At 45.0% G+C, this 21,724-nt stretch carries 19 protein-coding genes and 1 pseudogene; 14 read left to right on the top strand and 6 right to left on the bottom strand.

Annotation, left to right across the window (positions count from 1 at the left end; all coding sequences use genetic code 11):
- Positions 1-59 precede the first annotated feature (59 nt).
- Complete coding sequence (locus B3157_RS12275; protein WP_292590731.1) at positions 60-2,753, bottom strand: hypothetical protein; 2,694 nt, start codon at positions 2,751-2,753, stop codon at positions 60-62.
- A gap of 453 nt (positions 2,754-3,206) precedes the next feature.
- On the opposite strand from B3157_RS12275, the gene gnd reads away from it, so the two are divergent.
- From gnd to B3157_RS12225, 10 genes are all read left to right on the top strand, one after another.
- Positions 3,207-4,142 carry a phosphogluconate dehydrogenase (NAD(+)-dependent, decarboxylating) gene (gene gnd / locus B3157_RS12270; RefSeq protein ID WP_102819415.1) on the top strand — a complete coding sequence of 312 codons (936 nt, stop codon included), beginning with the start codon at positions 3,207-3,209 and terminating at the stop codon, positions 4,140-4,142.
- Positions 4,129-5,625, top strand: coding sequence for a glucose-6-phosphate dehydrogenase (gene zwf, locus B3157_RS12265; RefSeq protein WP_292590730.1), 1,497 nt, complete (start codon positions 4,129-4,131; stop codon positions 5,623-5,625). The genes gnd and zwf overlap by 14 nt, the downstream gene beginning before the upstream one ends.
- Entirely contained in the window at positions 5,609-6,382 is a 774-nt protein-coding gene (gene pgl / locus B3157_RS12260; RefSeq protein WP_292590729.1) for a 6-phosphogluconolactonase, read from the top strand. Before zwf ends, pgl begins: the two co-directional genes overlap by 17 nt.
- A 387-nt stretch (positions 6,383-6,769) precedes the next feature.
- The gene (gene dapA / locus B3157_RS12255; protein WP_292590727.1) at positions 6,770-7,687 is read left to right on the top strand and encodes a 4-hydroxy-tetrahydrodipicolinate synthase; all 918 of its coding nucleotides are present in this window, start codon (positions 6,770-6,772) and stop codon (positions 7,685-7,687) included.
- A 36-nt stretch (positions 7,688-7,723) separates the two neighbouring features.
- A complete protein-coding gene (locus B3157_RS12250) occupies positions 7,724-8,725 on the top strand; it encodes a DctP family TRAP transporter solute-binding subunit (RefSeq protein WP_102819412.1) in 1,002 nt (333 codons plus the stop codon).
- A gap of 67 nt (positions 8,726-8,792) precedes the next feature.
- The gene (locus B3157_RS12245) at positions 8,793-9,323 is read left to right on the top strand and encodes a TRAP transporter small permease (protein ID WP_292590725.1); all 531 of its coding nucleotides are present in this window, start codon (positions 8,793-8,795) and stop codon (positions 9,321-9,323) included.
- The gene (locus B3157_RS12240; protein WP_214061224.1) at positions 9,314-10,609 is read left to right on the top strand and encodes a TRAP transporter large permease; all 1,296 of its coding nucleotides are present in this window, start codon (positions 9,314-9,316) and stop codon (positions 10,607-10,609) included. The genes B3157_RS12245 and B3157_RS12240 overlap by 10 nt, the downstream gene beginning before the upstream one ends.
- A 20-nt stretch (positions 10,610-10,629) precedes the next feature.
- A complete protein-coding gene (locus B3157_RS12235; protein WP_214061225.1) occupies positions 10,630-11,385 on the top strand; it encodes an IclR family transcriptional regulator in 756 nt (251 codons plus the stop codon).
- Positions 11,386-12,020: 635 nt separating this feature from the next.
- The gene (locus B3157_RS12230) at positions 12,021-13,103 is read left to right on the top strand and encodes an InlB B-repeat-containing protein (RefSeq protein WP_292590723.1); all 1,083 of its coding nucleotides are present in this window, start codon (positions 12,021-12,023) and stop codon (positions 13,101-13,103) included.
- Positions 13,079-13,480: an InlB B-repeat-containing protein gene (locus B3157_RS12225; protein WP_292590800.1), complete on the top strand. Its 402-nt coding sequence runs from the start codon at positions 13,079-13,081 to the stop codon at positions 13,478-13,480. The genes B3157_RS12230 and B3157_RS12225 overlap by 25 nt, the downstream gene beginning before the upstream one ends.
- 26 nt (positions 13,481-13,506) lie before the next feature.
- Here B3157_RS12225 and B3157_RS12220 read toward each other — a convergent pair whose 3' ends face one another.
- From B3157_RS12220 to B3157_RS12210, 3 genes are all read right to left on the bottom strand, one after another.
- Positions 13,507-13,932: an HD-GYP domain-containing protein gene (locus tag B3157_RS12220; protein WP_292590722.1), complete on the bottom strand. Its 426-nt coding sequence runs from the start codon at positions 13,930-13,932 to the stop codon at positions 13,507-13,509.
- Positions 13,933-14,111: 179 nt separating this feature from the next.
- Positions 14,112-14,390, bottom strand: a complete 279-nt coding sequence (locus B3157_RS12215) for a hypothetical protein (protein WP_292590721.1) — start codon at positions 14,388-14,390, stop codon at positions 14,112-14,114.
- 59 nt (positions 14,391-14,449) lie between these two features.
- Positions 14,450-15,103: a PAS domain S-box protein gene (locus B3157_RS12210; protein ID WP_292590720.1), complete on the bottom strand. Its 654-nt coding sequence runs from the start codon at positions 15,101-15,103 to the stop codon at positions 14,450-14,452.
- Positions 15,104-15,653: 550 nt separating this feature from the next.
- Here B3157_RS12210 and B3157_RS12205 point away from each other — a divergent pair.
- Together B3157_RS12205 and B3157_RS12200 are read left to right on the top strand one after the other, a co-directional pair.
- Positions 15,654-16,136, top strand: coding sequence for a hypothetical protein (locus tag B3157_RS12205; RefSeq protein WP_292590718.1), 483 nt, complete (start codon positions 15,654-15,656; stop codon positions 16,134-16,136).
- A gap of 306 nt (positions 16,137-16,442) precedes the next feature.
- The gene (locus tag B3157_RS12200; protein WP_102819448.1) at positions 16,443-16,790 is read left to right on the top strand and encodes a hypothetical protein; all 348 of its coding nucleotides are present in this window, start codon (positions 16,443-16,445) and stop codon (positions 16,788-16,790) included.
- Here B3157_RS12200 and B3157_RS12195 read toward each other — a convergent pair.
- Both B3157_RS12195 and nagA read right to left on the bottom strand, forming a co-directional pair.
- Complete coding sequence (locus B3157_RS12195; protein WP_292590717.1) at positions 16,782-17,447, bottom strand: prolyl oligopeptidase family serine peptidase; 666 nt, start codon at positions 17,445-17,447, stop codon at positions 16,782-16,784. The two genes, B3157_RS12200 and B3157_RS12195, sit on opposite strands and share 9 nt — an antisense overlap.
- A 327-nt stretch (positions 17,448-17,774) precedes the next feature.
- The gene (gene nagA, locus B3157_RS12190; RefSeq protein WP_292590716.1) at positions 17,775-18,881 is read right to left on the bottom strand and encodes an N-acetylglucosamine-6-phosphate deacetylase; all 1,107 of its coding nucleotides are present in this window, start codon (positions 18,879-18,881) and stop codon (positions 17,775-17,777) included.
- An 851-nt stretch (positions 18,882-19,732) separates the two neighbouring features.
- Between nagA and B3157_RS12185 the strand changes: the two genes are divergently transcribed.
- Both B3157_RS12185 and B3157_RS12940 read left to right on the top strand, forming a co-directional pair.
- Positions 19,733-21,121, top strand: a complete 1,389-nt coding sequence (locus B3157_RS12185; RefSeq protein ID WP_214061276.1) for a transglutaminase-like domain-containing protein — start codon at positions 19,733-19,735, stop codon at positions 21,119-21,121.
- A 159-nt stretch (positions 21,122-21,280) separates the two neighbouring features.
- Positions 21,281-21,636, top strand: a pseudogene (locus tag B3157_RS12940) (transposase); the annotation flags it as partial.
- Positions 21,637-21,724: the final 88 nt, after the last annotated feature.

Here is a 21,724-nt window from a genome sequence, read left to right as displayed (position 1 = left end):
ATCTCTTGTGAATCAGGATTCTCATTCCAAAATACTATCATTTTGATTCTTCTCAGATGCTATCTATAGATCACCCACCAATTGTTGATTTGATATTTATCGGTATCGTTCACAGTGCCACAGTTGTAGGAAGAGGTGGAACTGGTATAAACCTGATGATACGAAACGTACTTGCCACTGGAAGCATGCCTAAGCCTTACTATCTCTCCGTAGTACAGTTTGTCTGTGCCGAACAGAGTTCCCAGAACATTGATTCCTGTAGGCTCGATGAATAGGTCCCACTGAGCAGTATCATGATTCAGATACAGACAGTAAGTCGTACTTGGATATTTGTACTTGTCGTCTTTTGTATCAATTGTGTAGTACTTAGAAAGGTTATATGGAGCGAGGCACATGTCACTTAGCTGCGTTGTGGCCCGCAACCATACCGCGTGATCTTTTGTGACTGGTCCCGTCGACCACCCCCAGGAATCCCCAGTTCCTTTGTCACCTTTGTTTGTTAATGTCAACCACGAACTATATCTCCCCGAGGTTGTTCTGTTTGTGCTGTTGACCTTCACAAGATCGACTCCAAAACTATCCCATGTAGGAATGAAGAGAATCCAGGTTTTTTGCCAGTACGCCTCGTCATCGATTTTCATATATCTGTTGAGCGCGACATTCAGGACTCCTATATGATCCGGGTCAGTAGGGTCAGTGCTTCTTCCGTATATGATCTCCCTCTGCAGATTGTTGACTCTCAATGAGGGAGCGTAGGCCGATATTGCTAGAGATTGGACATATGAGGTCTCCGGGCCTATGTTCAAAGCATACTTCGTTTCATCTAGGTATTCCTCTGCGATAAACAGATTATTGCAGATATTCTTATGAGTATTCTCAAGAAGGGTTATTGCGTAAGGCGTCTGAACCACATTGTTGTTGGTGCTCCTGGAAATCGTGTATTTGCCTTCTGAAAGGTTTTCAAAGACATATCTTCTCAACACTACCCCTGGCTCGACTGTCTGCTCTGTATCTTGATATGTATATCCTAAGAGACGATATGTGCCGAGTGGATCACTCGCTTCTAATGCTTCGTCAATAGCGGTGAGCTGAATATCCTGTTTGTCCAGAGTGAGTTTGATGCCGGAAGCGGAATTCCTGAACACGTTGAATGCCGGGAGCAAAATCCCTAGAGTTTTCTGGAAGCTGGGCAGTGTTGTAGGTAACGACATGGGTTCGGTATTCCAGAAAACTCTCACGACTATCCCGGAATCCAATCCCATAGCCTTCAGGGCTGCGTTGTCTGCTTCGTTGTAGAACCAGGCTTTGTCAGCATCATAAGCAGGGTTCAACATAAGGCCTTCGCCACCGACAATGTATGTTACGAATGTCTCCAGCCAATGCCAGAAGACTTCAACTTCCTCTGCGGTGTACGAGTTGTAGTTCTGCAAGTGCAGCTGCGAAAGGCTACTCCCCTGCTTGTGCTCATATTCAACCAGAAGGTTCAGAGCGAGGAGTTGACGGGTTGTGAGAGCTTTGAAAAGACCTATGTAAGCTTGAACGTACTCTATAAACACAGGCGAATCGGCAGGACATCTCTGTGAGAATCCAAAACCGGTATCTGTAGTTCCATCGATCAGCTTGGCCGATCTAATGGCATTCATTGCGTTGGTAATGAAAATCTCTAACAGAGACATATAACTCGTGTCAGCAGTTCCTCCAACGATAACTTTCTTGATGTTAAGCATTACCTGATCCAATTTGCTGATCTGAATATCGTACATCAGTTCCTGGATGGCGATATCTGTGGTAGTCGTTGCATCGAGAGTTGTAATGAACATATACTTGTTGGTGCAGGTTTCGATCGGAGTGAAGTAGTTCTGATCTACCATTCTCACATACGAATCGTAATACTGCTTGTCAAGCTTCGTGAGAATGCTCTGTATTTCGGCATCAATAGTATCAAGCTTTGCAGACATCACGTCCAGCTTGTCGTTTATCTCCTGAACCTGGTTGAGAATCTCGCTTATCATTTCTGCGCTTTGATCACCGAGTCCAAACAGGCTTTTCATAACCCACGATATCGCACTTACGGCACCCTTTGATACTATACCGGTTGTTATTCCTTTCAAAAGGTCCTTGGCTATGCTTGAGATGTCAATATCCAGAGTCGCACCAACGCCGAAATTGTACTTGGCGCCGCCGACAATTGCCTCGACAATTACCTCTATGAAGTCCCTGTAAACTCCGCCGAAGTTTTCATGGACGAAGTCCGAGAGTTTTTTCATAGAGAAATTCGAGGTCTCGAATTTAGGGTGAAGCTGGCTCAAAACATTCACCTCAGGGGGGACGTTTAGGGCTTCTCTGACCTGACTAATGGCCTCTGCATAGCTGGTTTCCATTCTGAACATGTAGGCCGTAAAAACTGATGTGACTGGATTTACAAGTATTTGCTCCGAATAGAACGACTCTTCGACAACCGAGGCAAGGGCATCAGTCCTTTCCTGTTCTTCGGGAATATCGAAGGACGCCAGAAGTATTACCGGAAACTTCAGCCCCGTGGGTATGGGTATCGAGAACCTCCCATAATTGTCGGTTTCAAACTCGCCTTCAATGACCTGATTTCCGTCTAGGTCAAAGACCTTCACGATAGCGTTTTCAATATATTCGTCTGCAAAAACTGTGCCCTCAATTGCATTTGTTCGAAGAAGACCAACGCAACCCGTGACAAAGATTAGCAATACCAGAAGAAATAAGAGAGAATACTTCTTCATTTACAACGCCCCAAATATCTCGATTGGTAAATCAGCTTATTGGCAAAAGCGCGTCTATGTGGAGAGTTCAGGGCTCGGAAGAAAGTTGATTTATCGAATTATATATGAGATTTATGGAAAATCAGTCATTTGTTCACACTGTGAAAGTCAAATCTCTGGTAGCGGGAATGAAACATTTTTTGTGGTCTAGGAACCTCAGGAATTCTGAGCTGCAAAAATCCTTATCGAGTATCTACAAAAAACGGATTAGGCTTGAAAACCGTCTGAAGAGTTTACGAAGAAAGAAAAGAACCCACTATTGGTAAAATGGGAGTGTAGGAGGTCTGCTTTCAGGACCACAGAAGGGCGAAATCTGATAGTGACAAAGCATAACCTGGAGTGATACATCTCTGAAGCTGGAAGCTTTGGAGCATCAAACCGAGAATCGGAATTCTTTAGAAAGAGGTGCCTCATATGGAGATAGGGATAGTAGGACTTGGCAAAATGGGAGGCAATATCGCCAGAAAACTCGTCGCCGGCGGACATACTGTCATCGGCTATAATCTGAATTCGGAGATCACAAAGGCTCTGGCTGAAGAGATAGGACTTTACCCGGCCTTTTCTCTGGAAGAGCTTGTGGGAAAGTTGACGCCGGTTCGGATTCTTTGGTTGATGATTCCAGCAGGCGTTCCAACTGAAACGACCGTAAATGCTCTTAAAGACTTGCTAGATTCTGGAGATATCGTCATTGACGGAGGCAACAGTAATTATAAAGACTCAGTTAGGCGATCGGAGAGACTTTCAGAAAGAGGAATCAAGTTCGTAGATGTAGGCACTAGCGGGGGAACTTGGGGATTGACAGAAGGTTACAGCATGATGATTGGAGGGGAAAGAGAGATCATAGAGAACCTCACGCCATTATTCACAACGCTTTCGCCTGAGCAAGACAAAGGGTGGGGAAGAGTCGGACAAGCGGGAGCCGGCCATTTCGCAAAGATGATCCACAACGGAATAGAGTATGGGTTGATGCAGGCCTATGCGGAAGGATTCGAGATTCTTAGAGCGAAGAAGGAATTTGACTTCGATTTGAAGGAAGTGACCGATATATGGCTTCACGGAAGCGTGATCAGGTCATGGCTTCTTGAGTTGATTAGCGATATACTAGCCGGTGATCAGGATCTCCGTAACATAGAACCATGGGTTGCAGATTCTGGAGAAGGACGTTGGGCAGTTGTTGAGGCAATGGATCTCGACGTCCCCGCCCCGGTAATTACATTGTCTCTACAGAAGCGAATTGAGAGCCGCGTTGAAGAGGATTATTCGGCAAAACTCCTTGCAGCCATCAGAAACAGGTTTGGCGGCCACGAAATAAAACAAACAAGACTGGAGAGTAGAGATGGCGAAGACTGAGAATTCAATAATGATTGTATTCGGAGCTTCCGGTGATCTTACACAACGGAAACTGATTCCGGCTGTTCATTCCCTCGGTTGTGAAGGACTGCTGCCTGAAAAATTCGACGTTATCGGCGTTTCTAGGAGCAAGATATCGGATAAAGGCTTTAGAGATAGGTTATTCTCTGGGGTTCAGGATTACTCCAGATCTGATCCAAAGATCTGTAATCTCTGGAAGGGATTTGAAACTAAGATCGAGTACTTGCAGGGCGAGTATGATCAAGAAGAGACATACAGTGAACTGAAAAATAGGATAGACAAATTGGAGAAGAACGAGCAGGCTAGATCAAATCTTCTTTTTTACCTCTCTATTCCTCCCGAAATGCATTCGATCATACTGAGACACTTGGGCAAATTGGGTCTCAGTGGATCTGAGGGAAGAGAAGTCCGCGTCGTGATCGAGAAGCCTTTTGGAAGAGATCTTGAAAGCGCAAGAAATTTGAATTCGATCGTTCACGAGTCTTTTAGGGAAGACCAGATTTTCAGGATAGACCACTTTCTCGGGAAAGAGACCGTTCAGAATATACTTGCTTTCCGTTTTTCCAATTCGATATTTGAACCATTATGGAATCGTCAATACATTGATCATGTTCAGATAACTGTTGCTGAGGATATTGGAGTAGAACACAGGGCAGGATATTACGATACCGCTGGGGTTTTGAGAGATATGTTTCAAAATCACATGCTTCAGCTTCTGACTTTAGTGGCTTTGGAACCGCCAGCAGTTTTCGAGGCGGATGCTCTAAGGGATGAGAAGGTCAAAGTTCTGAGATCAATGAACAAGTGTTCAGACGTCGTTCTGGGTCAGTATGATGGCTATCTTGAAGAAGAAGGAGTTGCCAAGGATTCAAAAACGCCTACATATGCTGCACTTAGGATGTATGTGGATAATTGGAGATGGAAGGGAGTCCCATTCTATCTTCGATCTGGCAAGAAAATGAAGAGAAAGGTTTCGGAAATCTCCGTCCATTTCAAGAGCGTTCCTCATATGCTTTTTGGACAATCCGGAAATGGCGAAGATGTCAGTCCGAACATTCTATCTCTTTGTATTCAACCTGACGAAGGAATGAAGCTGTATTTCGAGGCAAAGATTCCTGGTGGTCCGATGAAGACCAGAACAGCCAAAATGGATTTCAGTTTTTCCAGCGGATTCGGTAATGACACCCTCCCTGATCCATACGAGAGACTCCTTTTAGATGTAATGCAGGGTGATGCATCATTGTTCGCCAGATCTGATGAAATCGAGTTAGCTTGGGGAATAATCGACCCTATAATAAGAAGACAAGAGAATGGAGAAATCAAGTTGTGCACTTATGCAACCGGTAGTTGGGGTCCCGAAGAAAGCAGTTTTCTCGTTTCGAGGGAAGGCCGGGAGTGGTTTGTTTGCTGTTGTGGTGAGGATGGAGAACTACCAGAGGAGCAAGATGGCGGCGGCAAATAGGCAGTTGAGCATCTTCGAAAACTTTGAGCAGCTATCACATGCGGCCGCCGAAACTTTGGCAAAACTAATCGAGAACAGAACAACCGTTCATGAGAGATTTTCAGTAGCTCTTTCGGGAGGTTCTACGCCCGAAAGACTTTATGAAATTCTTGCCGAAGAACCTTACAAACAAGGTATTCCCTGGCGAAAAGTCGACCTTTTCTGGGTAGACGAGAGGTGCGTTACTCCCGATGACGATGAAAGCAATTACGGACTCGTGAAGGAGCTTCTACTTAGAAGGATCGAGATTCCCCAGGAAAACATTCACAGAATCAAAGGTGAATTATCCCCTGAGATTGCCGCGGCTCAATACGAAACAGAACTGATTAACTATTTTGGAAAACATTCCACAGATTTCGATCTTGTAATATTGGGATTTGGAGAAGACGGCCACACGGGGTCTCTCTTTCCCGGTTCGATCGAAATTATCGACCGTGATTCCCTCGTACTTACCAGTGAAGTGAGCTACGATGGAAGGCCATCCAAAAGGGTTACGCTTGGTCTGCGGGCTCTAAATCAGGCCAGAAACATCTTCGTTCTGGCCTCCGGAAAGGCGAAGGCTGAGATCGCTAGGTTGGTTCTGGTCCAAAATGATTGTGATCTACCAATAAGTCTTGTATCTCCTGAATATGGGAAACTCTTCTGGATGATCGACAAAGAAGCGGCTCAACTTCTGCCTAAAACTTTTCTTGATGAGCTTCAGAAATCCAATTCTTGACTTTGTTTTGACTAGAAGATCTCAATTGAATCAGAGATAACCGACTTCGTAATCTATTAGAATCCGTTAAGAGAGCAAAAGCAAGAGATTCTTCGATGCTGGAAATCGACTGAGTAGAGATTTCTTTTCATGAATTCCATGATATTCGTTGGCTATATAGATAATTCCTCGGAGTTCCCCGATCAATAGCTATTGATTGGGGCTAAGCTCACATTCTAAAGAATGCCCTTTCAGAAGAATTTCAAACATCATAACCGTTAATTCCGTGTTTTTGCCTCCATTTGGTTCAGGTCGAATCTCATTGACTTCCGATTAACGACTGGCAAGTAGTATAATTTCAATGAAAGAAATGACGTTTCAATAGATGAAATATAAGGAGGCATATTAATGGACGTTGTTGGCAAGTTTGGGAGGATACTCATACCAATGAGTACCGCGTTTGCAGCTGATTATTCGATCGACTATCCTATGACCAGGAGGATAGCCAGCTATTTGATTGGAAAGAAGTACTCTGATTCTCTTGTAATAGCCGGAACAAACGGCGAGTTCTACACAATGAGCTTTGAGGAGAAGGTAAGACTCTTTGCAGAAATCAAAGAGGAAGTTGGCGACAGGGTACCATTGATAGCCGGAACAGGTACGGCTAACACTTGCGAGACAATAGAACTTACGAAAGAAGCGGCGAGATTAGGATACGATGCTTCTATGGTAGTTGTTCCCTATTACTGTCACCCGACTCAGGAAGGAATCTACTATCACTTCTCTCAGATATGTAAGAAGACCGATCTTCCGATTATGGTCTATAACATTCCGCTCTTCACGGCTTCGAATATTGATCCGGCGACTCTGGCCAAGCTAACTGAGTTTGAGAATATCGTTGCCGTCAAAGATGAGGCCGGAATTAATCCGTTGCAGACCTCTGCCTTCCTGAAGGCAACAAAGGGGAAGATAGTGGTTTATTCCGGAGACGACCTAATGGTTCTCTCGGTCATGAGTCAGGGTGGAATAGGCGTTATAAGCGGAGGTTCGCACGTAATTGGGGACATGATGAGGAACTTGATAGACGAGTTCCTCTCTGGTGATGCCACCAAAGCGACAAGTAGCTTCAAGGAGCTTTACGAGCTTTTTAGCGCTTTCTTTGGTAGAAATAGGCGGCTTACAAACCCGTTGCCGGCAGTAAAAAAGGCCTTCGCGCTCCACTCGGGACTGGATGTCGCGAGAGTAAGACCGCCACTCATGGAAATTGAAGAAGACGAAGTGGCAGTGTTGAAAGATACTCTCAGAAAGTTCGGGAAAATTTCTTGAGCTTCAAGAACCAAAAAACCGAAAGGGGGTTTAGCGATGAAAAAGGGATTAATCGTGGGTCTTGTTCTGCTGTTAGTTAGCATTTGTTTTGCCGTTGAGGAGACTTATACTATACGGTTCAACACGGTAGCCTCGCCAACTCAGCCTCAAGTTCTGGCCATGAACAAATTTGCAGAGATCGTAGGAGACTTGAGTGGAGGCAAGATAGACGTGAAAGTCTTCCATTCAGGACAACTTGGTGACCAGCAGACATCGTTGCTTGCTGTGATGAGGGGTGATCTTGAGATGGCAGGCGATGGAGCTCCATCATGGTTTGCGGATCTCGGAAACATGCCTAAGATGGGGGTTCTGAATGCCGCCTATATCTTCAAGGACCTCGATCACATGTATTCGGTTATGAACAGTCCTCTGGTTAAAGGTTGGTTTGATGAGTTGGCTTCGAAGACCGGCATGAGGGTTTTGGATACATGGTATCTCGGTATGAGGCAGCTCAACACAACCGAAAAGGCAGGTCCCGTTTACAAGCCGGAAGATCTCAAAGGTATGAAGATCAGGATGCCCAACAATGAAGCATTCATGGACATGGGACGTGCAATCGGGAGCAATCCAACTCCAATGGGTTTTGGAGAAGTTTATCTTGCGCTCAAGCTGGGCACTATCGACGGGCAAGACAATCCGCTTCCAACTGATCTATCGGCCATGTTCGTTGAGGTCACTAAGTACATAATTCTTACGGATCACTCAATTGGAATGATAAATCCAGTAATCAATGAAAAGTTCTGGCAATCTCTGCCGGCAGAATACAGGACCTACATTATCAAAGCTCTTGAAGTAGCACGTTTCTACATGAACTACCTGGTTCTGGAACAAGAATCGAAGCTTCTTAAGCAATTTGTCGACGAATACAAAATGGAGATAATAGTTCCCGACAAAGAAGCCTTCATGAAATACGCAAGAGAGTTCTATTCACAAGATAAGTTCGACAAAGCCTGGGGCGCAGGAATGTATGAAGCAATCCAGTCTTATCCTTCCGACTAGCTGAAGCAAGAAGAAGTAGCTTGGAATGGGTAATCCCGGCCCAAGCTACTCTTTGTGGAGGACGATCATGAAGAGGTTCTTTGGAGTATTGTTTAGGTCGGTTCAAATTGCACTGAATCTAATAGAGTCTTGGGGAGGGATAATCTTCCTGGGATTGCTTTTTTTAAGTATCTTCCTGCAGGTTGTTCTGAGATATGTATTCAGGACTCCTTCACCCGAACTATTCGAGGTTGCCCAATATAGCTTCATATGGACTATATTCCTCGGTGCACCGTACGCTAGGAAATTCGATGCACATATTAAATTCGACATTATATTCGTCAAGCTTCCCAGAAAGGCCCAACTGATTCTACAGATAGCGTTCGATCTCTTCTTTTGCATTGTGCTTTTAGTAACACTGGGACCTGTGCTCGGCGATGTTCTTTTCTATAAGATCATCAAGTCCGAAGTCTTAAGGATTCCCTGGACTTATCTCTTCATGTGTTTCCCCATTTTCATGGTCTTGACTTTCATTCACAACGTAATCTGGATAGTGAAGAGCTTCATAGAACTCTTCTCCGGAAGAATCGTTCCCAAGGAGGTTGAACCATGGGATTGATACTCTTTTTCATAATATTTGGTGCTGCCTTCGCCCTGGGTTATCCGATAGCGTTTGGAATGATCATGGGGGGCTTTGCATACTTCATCACTTCGGGAATGGACCTGGGAATCTTCCTCGACATAATGGCAATAGAATTGAGAGCTCAGGATGTCTTGTTGGCAGTTCCAATGTTTATATTTGCTGCAAACGTAATGAACGATACCGAGATAACCGACCGGCTTTTCGGTTTCTTGAAGCAGCTCTTGGGAGGTGTAAGGGGTGGACTTGCATACGCGAACATCGGTGCCAGTATTATTTTTGCGGGAATGAGCGGATCGGAAATAGCTGACGTTTCCGGTCTTGGAACAATAGAGATAAAGGCAATGATGGACAATGGTTATGATGGAGCTTTTGCCTGCGCTGTTACATGCGCTTCGGCAACTATTTCTCCTCTCATTCCTCCCAGTATTCCGATGGTAATCTATGCCATGCTGACAGGAACCTCTCTGGGATATCTGTTTCTTGCAGGAATAATACCTGGGCTTCTTCTTGGCTTTCTTGAAGCTGGGATGGCCTTCTATCTTTCGAAGAAGAGAAACTATCCGGTAGGAAAGAGATATCCGCTTAAAGTAGTTGCGAAGAGCTTCATTAGATCCTTTCCTGCCCTGATGGCTCCGATCATTCTCCTGGCCGGTATCTACGGAGGAATATTCACTCCAACTGAATCCGCGGCCGTTCTCGCTGCATATTCTATACTTGTAAGCATCTTCATCTATCGTACGCTTGGAGTCAAGAAGCTGAGAAAGATAATGCTCAAAACTGTTTATAATGTAGGTGCGATAAGCTTCATGATTGCCGGTGCCTTCGTTGTGAAATATGTGCTTGCAAGAGAAGAGATACCTCTATTGCTGACGAACGCTTTCATGGATATGGGACTTCTTTCCAGTGCATGGGTACTGCTTTTAAGTGTGAACGTTCTTTTCTTCATACTTGGAATGTTCTTTGATGTGTCCGTTATACAGCTGGTTGTAATACCAATAGTCTTTCCGCTCGTGAGGGCAGTGGGAATAGATCCCGTTCACTTCGGAATCGTGACCACTTTCAATCTTATGCTCGCACTTGACACACCTCCCTATGGACAGACAGGCTTCATTACAAGCGCGATTAGCAAGACTCCCGTCGGCAAGGTTTTTAAGGAAATGCTAAAATACTGGATACCGATAGAAGTAATGGGACTAGTAATAATTACTTACTGGGCCGATTTTGTTTTGTGGCTGCCAAGATTACTGGGGTATGCTCATTAGGTCATGATTGAGGCTTTTGAATGCAGAGTGTTGAAAGGATAGTAAGGATCGTAAATTCATTTAGTCTTGAGAAATCAAAGCTTAGCCTAGACGATTTGACGAAAAAAAGCGGTCTTCCAAAGGCCACCGTGTATAGAATTGCGGAAGCTCTCTGCAAAGAACATATGCTTGAGAAGGATACCCTCACGTCTACATACAGAATAGGAATCAAGCTCTTTGAACTGGGGAGTCTCTATCTTTCCTCTATGAGACTTAAAGATGTGGCATTTACTGAGATGGAGAAGCTCCATTTGAAGACGGGTGAAACGATACACATGGGTATACTTGACGGGAATGAAGTCGTCTCCATTGAAGGATTTGAAAGTTCAAGGTCACTGCACACGAAGCTTTTGATAGGAAAACGAGCCCCTCTTTACTGCACCGCAGTCGGTAAAGCGATTTTGGCGTTTCTTCCTGATGCCGATCGTGAAGAGATGATAAAGGCTCTTGATCTTGTCCCTCAGACTTCAAGAACCATAACAGACAAGAATACTCTTAGGGAGGAATTGGAGACAATTAGATTGAGAGGAACGGCGTTTGACAAAGGAGAAAACGAAGAAGGAGTTGCATGTGTTGGGGCTCCTGTTTTTGATTCATCGGGTGAGGTCGTTGCATCAATAAGCATATCCGGTCCGATTTTCAGGATGGGAGAGAAAGTGATGTTTGAGTATTCCAATCTCTTGAAAGAAGTTGTGGAGAGAATCTCTTTTGCGCTAGGGCACGGATCACAGATGTAATGCCAAGTAGCTTGTATAGACTTGTTTTGATAGACACATTGTTGATTAAGAATCCAACTATCAGTTCTCAATGACCCGGCGCGCGTCTTACAACCATCTTCCTTCAGATGCTTTTCTTGCCGTTCTTCAGAAGTCAGTTCGGTATGCAATGTCTGTGGCTGTGAATGCAGAATCAGGATTCGTTGGCGTTGTCCAGCATCTGCTTTCTCGTCTTCTGAGAATACCTGAGTCACAACATCCAAGATTCCCGTTCTCTATTTGAAGTGAACTGAAGTTTCTTCATATTCTAAGTAGATACTCTACCATTGATAAAAATCCAAGCGCAAATCTGGCAGCACACAATTGCACCTCTGACAGTAATTGAAGCGTGAAGAAAAATCGTTTGCATAAGAGACGCGTTCGCGATTGATGAATGAACAGCGTCTACTCTCTCCACAATCCATAAGCCTAATTTGACAAGTACGTGAAGCTACGGGAATCTGCTTCAGTTACCGTCAACTCTCCGCAGAGTCTTAATAATGATTTTTTTCACAATCCATGAGGAATATAATTACGTGTAAGAAGACTAGAAGATATGTGGTTCACGTATTTTGGAGGAAGTTACAACGAGTATTGAATGTAGGGGAGGATTCATGATGCGAATAGCGGTGGTTCTATTGACAGTATTTGCTGTCGTCTTTCTGGCTACAGGCTGTATCTTCAAAACCGTTACTCTCACTATGCTTGAACCAGAAAACGGTGGGGAGGTTCAGCCCCTTCCTGGGGTTCACAATTACCTTACTGGTACTGTTGTGAGCATCGAGGCAACTCCCGGAGATAACTGGGATTTCGATCGATGGGAAGTAGATGGAGGGTTCTATTCAAGCGAGGAAGCAACGACTCTTAAGATGGACTCCGAAAAGGTGGTCAAAGCCTTTTTCGTGAGGAAACCTGTAACCCTGACGATGCTTGAGCCCTCTGGACAGGGTGATGTTGATCCGGATCCTGGCATGCTTTCCTTTGAGTATGGAGCTGTTGTAGACCTATCGGCTACTCCAACCAAAGGTTGGGAATTCGATCGCTGGCAGGTGAATGGAGCCTTCTACTCGAGCGCGGAATCTACGACTCTGACGATGGACAATGATAAGACTGTGAAGGCGTTCTTCAACGAAGAGCCTGTAGCTTCGGTGACACTATATATGCTCGAACCCATTGGGCAGGGTGAGATTCAGCCTCTAGAAGGAGATCACGAGTATAATGCTGGGACAGTCGTTACTCTTAAGGCAACCCCCTCTGAAGGCTGGTTGTTTGACCACTGGTTGGTTGAGGGCGCATTATATTCCGGCGACCAGGAAGCCTACCTCACAATGAATACAGATAGGAATGTAAAGGCAGTTTTTGTCAGGAAGACCTACACACTTACAATGCTCCAGACTTCAGGAAGTGGAAGTGTTGAGCCTCCAGTCGGTTCACATGTTTATGAGGAAGGCACTGAAGTTATGCTAGTTGCTTCGCCTGCAAATGGTTGGGAATTTGATTACTGGCAGATCGATGGGGTAGTTGTTACAGGCAATCCGGAACACAAAGTAACTATGGACGCAAACAAGACGGCAAGAGCCTTCTTTGTCGAAGAGCCACCTGTAGTCTTTACCTTGACGATGATGGAACCCTCCGGGCAGGGCTCTGTGAGTCCTCCGTTTGGAATCACACATACATTGAAGGAACCGTTGTCTCCTTAACGGCAACTCCCGAAGAAGGATGGGAGTTTGAGTCGTGGCATGTGGATGGAGTGAATTTCTCAAATGTCGCGAACGTCACAATTGTCATGGATAGCAACAAATCCGTCTCAGCCTCCTTTGTGAAAAAGGCTGAGAAGGTGATTCTAGAGATCTACAAGTCCGGAAGAGGGACAGTAAGCCCGCCGGAAGGGATGTATGAATATGATAAAGGATCTTCTGTCGATCTAAGTGCAACACCTGCTTCTGGTTATCACTTTGAAGAATGGCTTGTTGATGGCACAACTTACCTGGTGCAGAACATAACGATAACACTCGAGTGGGACACGGTAGCTATCGCTACTTTTAGGTGTAACTGTGGGGGCGAAGGTCAAGAGTGACGGTAGGTCTGAAGTATAGGTAGAGATTAAGAGTCGCTTCTCAGTATCTCAAGGAATCCTTTGACGACTCTTTTGTCGAACAACGTGCCGGAGTTCTTGAGAAGATACTTGATCGTTTCTTCTTTGCTCCAGGCCTTCCGGTAAGGTCTATCGGAAATCAGCGCATCGTATACATCAACAACGGCGAATATTCTGGCGGCCAGCGGTATCTCTTCTCCTTTAAGTCCTCGAGGATAGCCGCTGCCGTTCCAGCGCTCGTGATGACAATAAGGAATATCCAGCGAAGGACGAAGGTACTCGACCTTTGACAGCGGTTCATATGCGGTTGCAGGATGGGTTCTCATTATCTTCCATTCATCTTCGGTGAGAGGTCCCTTCTTCAACAACACGCTGTCCGGAATCGAAATCTTGCCAATATCGTGAAGTAGGGCAACGCGGTAGATGTTCCCCAAATCTTCTTCTTGTGCTCCCATCTTTCTGGCAAGAGTAATCGTGAGGTCACTCTTCGTGAGTGTTCTTCGGTGTCCATTTCTCTAATTTCAAGAGATAGCAAGGACTTCAAGTGTCTGATCGTAGGCCTTTGCTATCATTCTATTGCTTTCTCTAAGACTCTCCATCATCAAGGTAACGTCTATTGCGAGCGAAGCCTGCCCGGCAAGTGTCTGCAGAAAGTCATTCCATTCCTGTCCCTATGGACTTCCTTTCTGTCAAACACTTCAAGAACTCCCAGGACCCTCCCTCTTGTCTCTAGAGGCACGGCATGATAACCCTTCACCTTCATTTCCTCGATCATTTCGAGTCTTGGGCACTCAAGATTTCCAGGAGTGTTCAGGGGGCCAAAATACGGTTTTCTGGACAAAGCAACACTGCCGGGAATAGTTCCTTCTAATGGAAGCTCTCTGAAGTTCATTTCTTCAATGATGACTCCCATTCCGTGAGCATATCTTAGAACCTTACGGTCTTCATCAATTAAGAAGACGTCGGCCCGTCTACGCTAATTCTTGAAATCAGTCTTTCAAGAAAGACATCCAACATCTTTTCAAGTTCAAAGTGATAGCTGACCGCCATTTCTATTTCGTGCAGTGCACGAATATTTGCCAGCTTGTGCATTGCGCTTCTTTCGGACTCTACTAGCTGGGTTATGTCTACACCTGTCAGAACGAAGTAATCATGCTCCTCCTTCCAGCTCGTTAGGTTACTCAGCGCCCATCGAATGTGAAGAGTTGACGATAATGTCTCCAAATCAGCTTCGTAGAAGTTCTCCACCTCGTCATCAGCTATCTTGCTTGAGGTATTTTTTACCCAGTATGCTAAATCAGGGTTCGCGAAAACCTCGGAACACGCTTTTCCCGAGATTTCTTTCGATTTGAGTGCAAGAGTCTCCTCGAGCGCCTCGTTTGTGAAGACTATCCTTTCTTCGCTATCAAAGACCGCAACGAAAACTCCTGCCGTGTCGAGGACTGCATCGGAAAAGTCTTCCTGTTTTGCCAGTTCGAGTTGAGTGTCGTTTTTCCCTTTGAACTCACGGTAAATGAGAAAGTAGAATAGAAGACCGCTGAAAAGGACGAAGGCCCAGCCCTTGTAAGTCTGTGCGTGCGTTGAGGTGCTTCTCTCAACGAACATCCAGTCTACAACCATATCCGACAACAGTATCCATAGGATTCCGAACAATATGTATAGAAAAGCTACTTTCAGCGCTGGATTCTTCTTACTTGAATTCTATTCGACTTGTGACAAGAAAAACAATACAAGCTGAGAGAGGTAGGTCTGTTGGAATATGCTGTTTGCGGGAAAGACCATGGCTAAGTATGCTTCTCTCTTGTGCACGATAAGCAACGATCACTAAGTGATTCGTCGTCTCTCTTAGCGATGAGACATGTGAATTCAATAAAGCTGACCGAAGATACCCCAAAGTCTCATGCTAACTGATTCGATAAATCTGAACGAGCTTCCCTGTACTCTCCCATTTTGGCAAACAACGATGTACTATCGTGGGGGTGACAACCGGGAATTATCAGGAATCTTCGTGCTGTTTTGTTCATAAGAGTTATAGATTATGTGAGGGTCATGATGCTCGCCATTTACAGACTCGACAGTCGAGAAGCAGATCAAAGAGAGTAGTGGAAAAACTTAACGTACGATGCATTTTATTGGAATATAGGAGTCGTTTGCTATGAAAAGATACTTCTTACCGGCGGTGACGACGCTTATCGTTCTTATAGTTTTTACTGGGTGTTTCAAACCCAACAAGACTCCCGAGAACGTTAGAAATTACGTTGAAGCCGTTTCTGATAAGTGGAATCAGTTATTCTCAAATTCGTTGGAACTGGTCTCCTGGGATTACCATGGAACTATAGCCGATGACAACGACCTTAAGGAGACGGTGGAACTGCTTACTGATCCCGATTCTGTTCGGCTTTTCCAGATAGACATCACAGACCCTTCTTTTGCATCCGTAGTTCTTCTCTCTTCAATTCCTTCTGCTGACCAGGACGACTTTTCCGAAGCGGTTGAGAAGCTTGTTGAACTTGGCCAACACAGAATAAGACTGAACTGGAAGACAATCTCTTCTGGGTCAGAATTCACAACAGTTGCCCTTGTTGATGAAGATAACATGGTCTGGGATTCTGTGATCGGAAGCGTTATTTTAGAATAAGAGGGATTCTCTCCCGTTGCTGGAGAGAAGTCTGGCAGCGTTATCACCAAATGGCTCTGGGAGCAGAGATAGGCAAGATCAGTAGGTGTTTTTAGATTACTCGCTGTCAAAGTTGAGTCATTTGCGGGCGGTAGAATTTGCAGCTCAGTTGCGACGGAGTTCAGATTATTGTGTAAGCATGTTACGAAATCATTGAGTGAATCCTGTCGATGTTGTTCACATATCGGTTATTATTAAAGGCCAGATAAAAGAAGAAGTGTATAATTATCATGTTAGGAGTAACGGTAATTTGAGGTGGTGATTTTGATGGGTTTTGCCGTCAGAAGAAGCAAAAAGCCCAGAATAGGACACATAAGAAACAACTTCATAAGAGCATCCGTTCTACTCGGAATAGTAACACCCGTATCGGTTTATGGAATTGTTGGATTCTTGAGGGCTGGGGATAGACTAGATGGTTTTGGATGGTTGTTATTTCTTTTGATAGCTGTCTGGATCCTTGTCGGAGCTATCTGGATTCTGTCTCTGAAAGCCTATCTAGAGGCGCGTGAGCAAGTGAAGAAGAGCCCGGGAGGTTTCAGAAGAAGAAATCTCAAACCGGCAGGCATCATGTTCAATAGGTCACAGGCGAGTCCAATAAGGATGAAATCAACTTGACTTTCGATTATTGATGAACCACTCGTATAGTTCGGGATTAGAGTAAGTTTCTGTCCATGAATCGTGTCCGGCATCGGGATATATGGTTAATATGGGATGCGCACCGAACTCTTTCAGTGTCCTTACGAGAACTCTACTCTCTTCAATCGAGACTATGTTGTCCTTTTCACCATGAAAGGCCCAAACAGGAAGGTCTTTGATCTCTGCGACTCTCTCCGGGAAACCAAGAATTTCAAGTCCCCCGCCACAGATTGGTGCAATGGCCGAGAAGAGTTCAGGGTACTCGACGGCCATATGCCATGTGCCAAATCCTCCCATTGACAGTCCTGTCAGATACAATCTTGAAGAGTCAACTCTATACTGTTCAACTATTGAATCTACAAGAAATCTCAGATCCTGAAGCCTGTTAAGCCACCAATCGTTTTCCGGGCATTGAGGTGAAACAGTTATGAAAGGAAAATCTGTCATCTCATCCACTACTTTTGGAATTCCATGCTTCTTAAGTAGCCTGAGATCGTCTCCTCTCTCTCCTGCGCCGTGAAGAAAGAGAATGAGGGGCCAATCACTCCCTTCAGAGTTGTACTGCAGTGGGAGTGAGAACAAGTAATCGAGCTTCCTGTCTAGAGAATAACTAATTCTTGATGAGTGAAGTTCCATTGTCACACCTCCTTGCAGTCTTCAATCAACAGCATAACATTACGGAAGTAGAATTCTTTAGCTCAATTCACAGTAAGAGACGTCTTGATCATCGGCAGGATTCTGATCAGCAACATACCGGCAGATGTCCATCAAGAGGAGTGAGAATCTATATTAGCTGACCTTGATGAGACGCATCGGAGGTTTATGAGCACATGTTTTCTATTGATTTTTCTATTGATACCGAGTCATTAGCTGTCGGTCATACAGATTGGGCTTTTGTGGCTCGAGAGCGACCAGGGCCCAATGAGTCTACAATGATCGGCAGTGATCTGGGTCTAGTCAACTTCACCTAGTTCTATAGACCGAAAGACCTGCCAGGATAGTTTCTTCAACTGCCAGATCTCGATTAAGCATCACTATATCCGCTATAGATCCTTCTTTCAGTCTACCTCTGTTGCTGATTCCAAGGCTCTGAAGGGCGTTGTAGGAAGAGACTCTCGATAGTTCCTGAAGACTGCAGCCGGTCCACTCCCTGAAGTTTCTGGAAGCTCTGTCCATGGTAAGAGTACTTCCCGCAAGAGTCCCATCTTCGAGAGTTGCCTTGCTGCCATTGACTTCTACTCTTAGGCCTCCAAGGTCATATGTTCCGTCATTCAGTCCGGTCGCATCAAGAGAATCAGTGACCAAAATTATGGCTTCACTACCACGAATCTTATGAATCATTTCAACGAATTCAGGCGCAGTGTGGATACCGTCTGCGATCATTTCCAGCTTCATGGGCAGCAAGAACCCTGATCCAACACAACCAATCTCCCTGTGATGAAGCGTGTTCATTCCGTTAGGAAAGTGAGTCATTCTCTTGCAGCCGTTCTCGTAAGCTTTCTTCATCTGATGATAGGTGGCGTCTGTATGTCCAATAGAGATAGTTATTTCTCGTTTTGCAATCTCGGGGAGAACTTCAAGAAAGCCTTCGATTTCCGGAGCCATTGTTATGAGCAAAACGATATCCGATAGCACAGACCTAAGTTCTTCAACTGTTGCAGGTCTTATTACAGAGGGGTTCTGAGCGCCCTTTTTCTTTGGGTTTATGTATGGACCTTCAAAATGAACTCCCCTAACTGCTGTTCTGGGCCTCTCGGTAACATAGTCAGAAACAAGATCAGCAACTCTTTTCATTTCTTTCGCTTCAGCAGAAACTGTCGTTGGAAGAAGAGAAGTCACACCATGAGTTACAGCGAACTCCTCCCACCTTTCAAGATCTCTTGTATTCATCGTCATGCAGTTAATTCCAACTGCACCATGCGAATGCGTATCGACAAAGCCAGGCATGGCTATTGAACTGAAATCTCCGCCCGTTTTCGCAATTGATTCGATTTTGTTTCCAGATATTCTGATATTTGCGATGTATTCCCCATCGACTGGATCAACAACGAGAACCCTTTTTAATTCCATTCAAGTCATCTCCCTTCAGACTCAATTATTACATCATTGGGAGAAATCCGTACAACGCATGAGCGAAGTCACTTGGTGGCAGGGAGGATACAGGGGGTATGAAAGACATCTCTAGAACGATAAGACATTCTTCGCCTTTGGAAGAGAGGGGGCGTATGCTCTGTTTTCGGAAAGTGAGCCGTTAACGGTTAACTGCAAGGCTTCTGCACCTCTGGCTGCATTTCTCTTTCTTGTCGGAGAACGACGGGCCGTTGACTGCCGATGTTTATCAATTCTCGCTGTCAAGAAGCGAAGCTCTCTATAACGCTCTTTAGGGACTCGTTTTTAACATCTAGTTTGCTTTGATAAGAGTACAGGCATCACCGTCTAGATAGCATCAGAACTTTTACAGCAGTAAGATCAAGCTGTAGCCTTACATTGGGCATATGAAATGGCTTAACGGTTTGTCAGTTGAAGCTCTGAAATGAGCCAATATAGTGAAAAAAATAAATGAAAGTCGGAATGTTGCCACTACTTGGCTTTGAGAAGGCCTATTGATGGGATTATAGACAGTTTTCTGAAGTCTTCTTCATTGGAACACGTCTTGTTTCTCAACCTCTAAGTCTGAGATAGGGTGAGTAGACTGTTTCTTGGGCTTGCCAGTACCAATTATCGCCGATTAGCTTCACTGCTCCACTGGATATTGAGCGCTTGAAATACGTACTTCTGGGAAAACTGCGAAGGTCATCCCTTGAGATCACAAGACGAAAATACATCATAAGACTACAATTAGTGTTTAAATTTCTAAAGTCAATCATTATATACTTGCTTTGTTGTGTCCAATCAGGCAACAGAAAAGAGGGGGGTAAGCCATGAAATTGAAACTGGTTCTTGTAATCGTTCTTATTTCTACGGTTGCTTTTGGCAATTTCTTTCAACGGTCCGACGAGTATTTGAGAAGACAGAACGAAGTGAAAAGCACCCTGGAATTCTCGCTGACATTCGAAGAGGCTAAAGAGATCATTGTGAAACATTATCCGGAGCTCAAGAGCGATGAAGAAGTGAGAGAGTTCATCGTTGAAAGAGACATACAGAGAACTATCATTGACGGTGTAGAGATGTATTACACAGACTTGGAGCATAACCTCTTTACCCGCGATCCCGAACTTGTCGAGCGAGAGCCAGAGTGGTCAGCGGGCAACGTCTTGCTGGTCAGGTACCTTCTAGAAGAGTACGGACCAAAGAATACGCCTTTCGCCTCCTTCAAGCCAGCTCACAGCCCGTATTTCAACCCGAAGGACTACCTCGTGGAATACAGAGTGAATACCGAAAGATCCCTCCTGCCGGATAAAGGTTCGCTGAGAATCTGGTTCCCTCTTCCTCTGCAGACGGCGGCTCAAGAGAATATCTCTGTACTTGAGGTGACCCCGAAGGAAGCGGTGGTCGGCCTTCCCAGAACTTCCGGTGATATAGCTTATGTCCTTTTCGAATTCGATCTTTCAAATCTCGTTGAAGATCTGGACATAACCGTGCAATTTACTTTCACACACTATCAGCAGCAGTTCGATATAGATCCCGATCAGGTGGGCGAATACGACAAGGAAAGCTCGCTTTACAGAGAATACACGAAGTCTGAAGGAAGCATTTATTACGATGAAAGGTTCGAGGAGCTTGCCAGAAGCGTCGTAGGTGATGAGACAAATCCCTATCTCCAGGCAAAGAAGATATATTACTACGTTGTTGAAAACATCAAATACACTTTTATGGCCCACGTTGCAATAGAGGCGGCCGGAATTCCGGAAAGCCTCTACTCTTTCGAACACGGTTACGGTGATTGCGGTACTCAGTCGATGATCTTTTCAGCCCTCTGCAGATCCATCGGAATACCTGCAAGGGCGCCGGGAGGCTTTCAGGTTTTCTCCGGACAGCTGGGTTCTCATTTTTGGGCTGAGTTCTACCTGCCGAATTACGGTTGGGTTCCTGTAGACACCTCGGCAGGACAGATTGCGACCTACACTTATGGTATTACCGAGGAAGAGCGAAAGGCGTTCATCGATTACTTCTTTGGCAACCAAGACCCGTTGAGACTCGTGGTTCAAAATTCCGTAGACTTTCTGCCCGCCGAAAAACCTGCCGACACTCAGCTGCTTGAGATCACGCTGCAGTCTCCATTTGTTGAAAGCGAATTCGGCAACGAGGAGTTTGATGTCACTATCGCGATACTGGATTCATTCAGCATGAAGACGGTTTTGTTGAAATAGAGCCGTGGTAGGGGGTAGCGGGTAGGGGGTCGGTAAGAGCAAAAGATCAGTTGCAAGATGCAGAAGTGATGCTGCCTCCGGCAGGAAGTGAGGCTCGCTGGCGGAGGAAGTGATGCCCGGAGGAACATCCGGGGAAGTGATGCTGACGCTTTCGCGCCAGAGATTAAAGATCCTGTAGAAGCACTAAGGGTATACCAAAACAAAAGGATACGATCGAGAAGTCTTTTGATGACTTGAAGAATCAGCTGGACATGAAACGCCTGCGCATTCACAGTGCTGCTTCTATGGATGGCAGACTCTTTGTTCAGTTCATTGCCTTGATCCTTATGAGTGCTTTGAGAAAGAAAATGTGTGATACAAAACTCATAGAGAAATACACCGTCCGAGAACTCCTTCTCGAGATGGAAACATTAACTCTGGTACGATATTCAGGCAAGTACGGTCATATCCTTACTGAGATTACCAAACCACAACGCGAAATACTCCAGAGTCTGAAGATTCAACCAAATACATAGGTATAATCTGTCCGGGAAATTAGTTTACTAACTATTCCCTCAGCTTTCAGTGCACTCATGCTTGCTGCCAACTCGATTATTCTTTCAT

The sequence above is a fragment of the Mesotoga sp. UBA5557 genome, assembly GCF_002425715.1.
Classification (GTDB): domain Bacteria; phylum Thermotogota; class Thermotogae; order Petrotogales; family Kosmotogaceae; genus Mesotoga.
The sequence above is the reverse complement of the archived record's forward strand: the minus strand, read 5'-3'. Positions and strand labels throughout refer to the sequence as shown.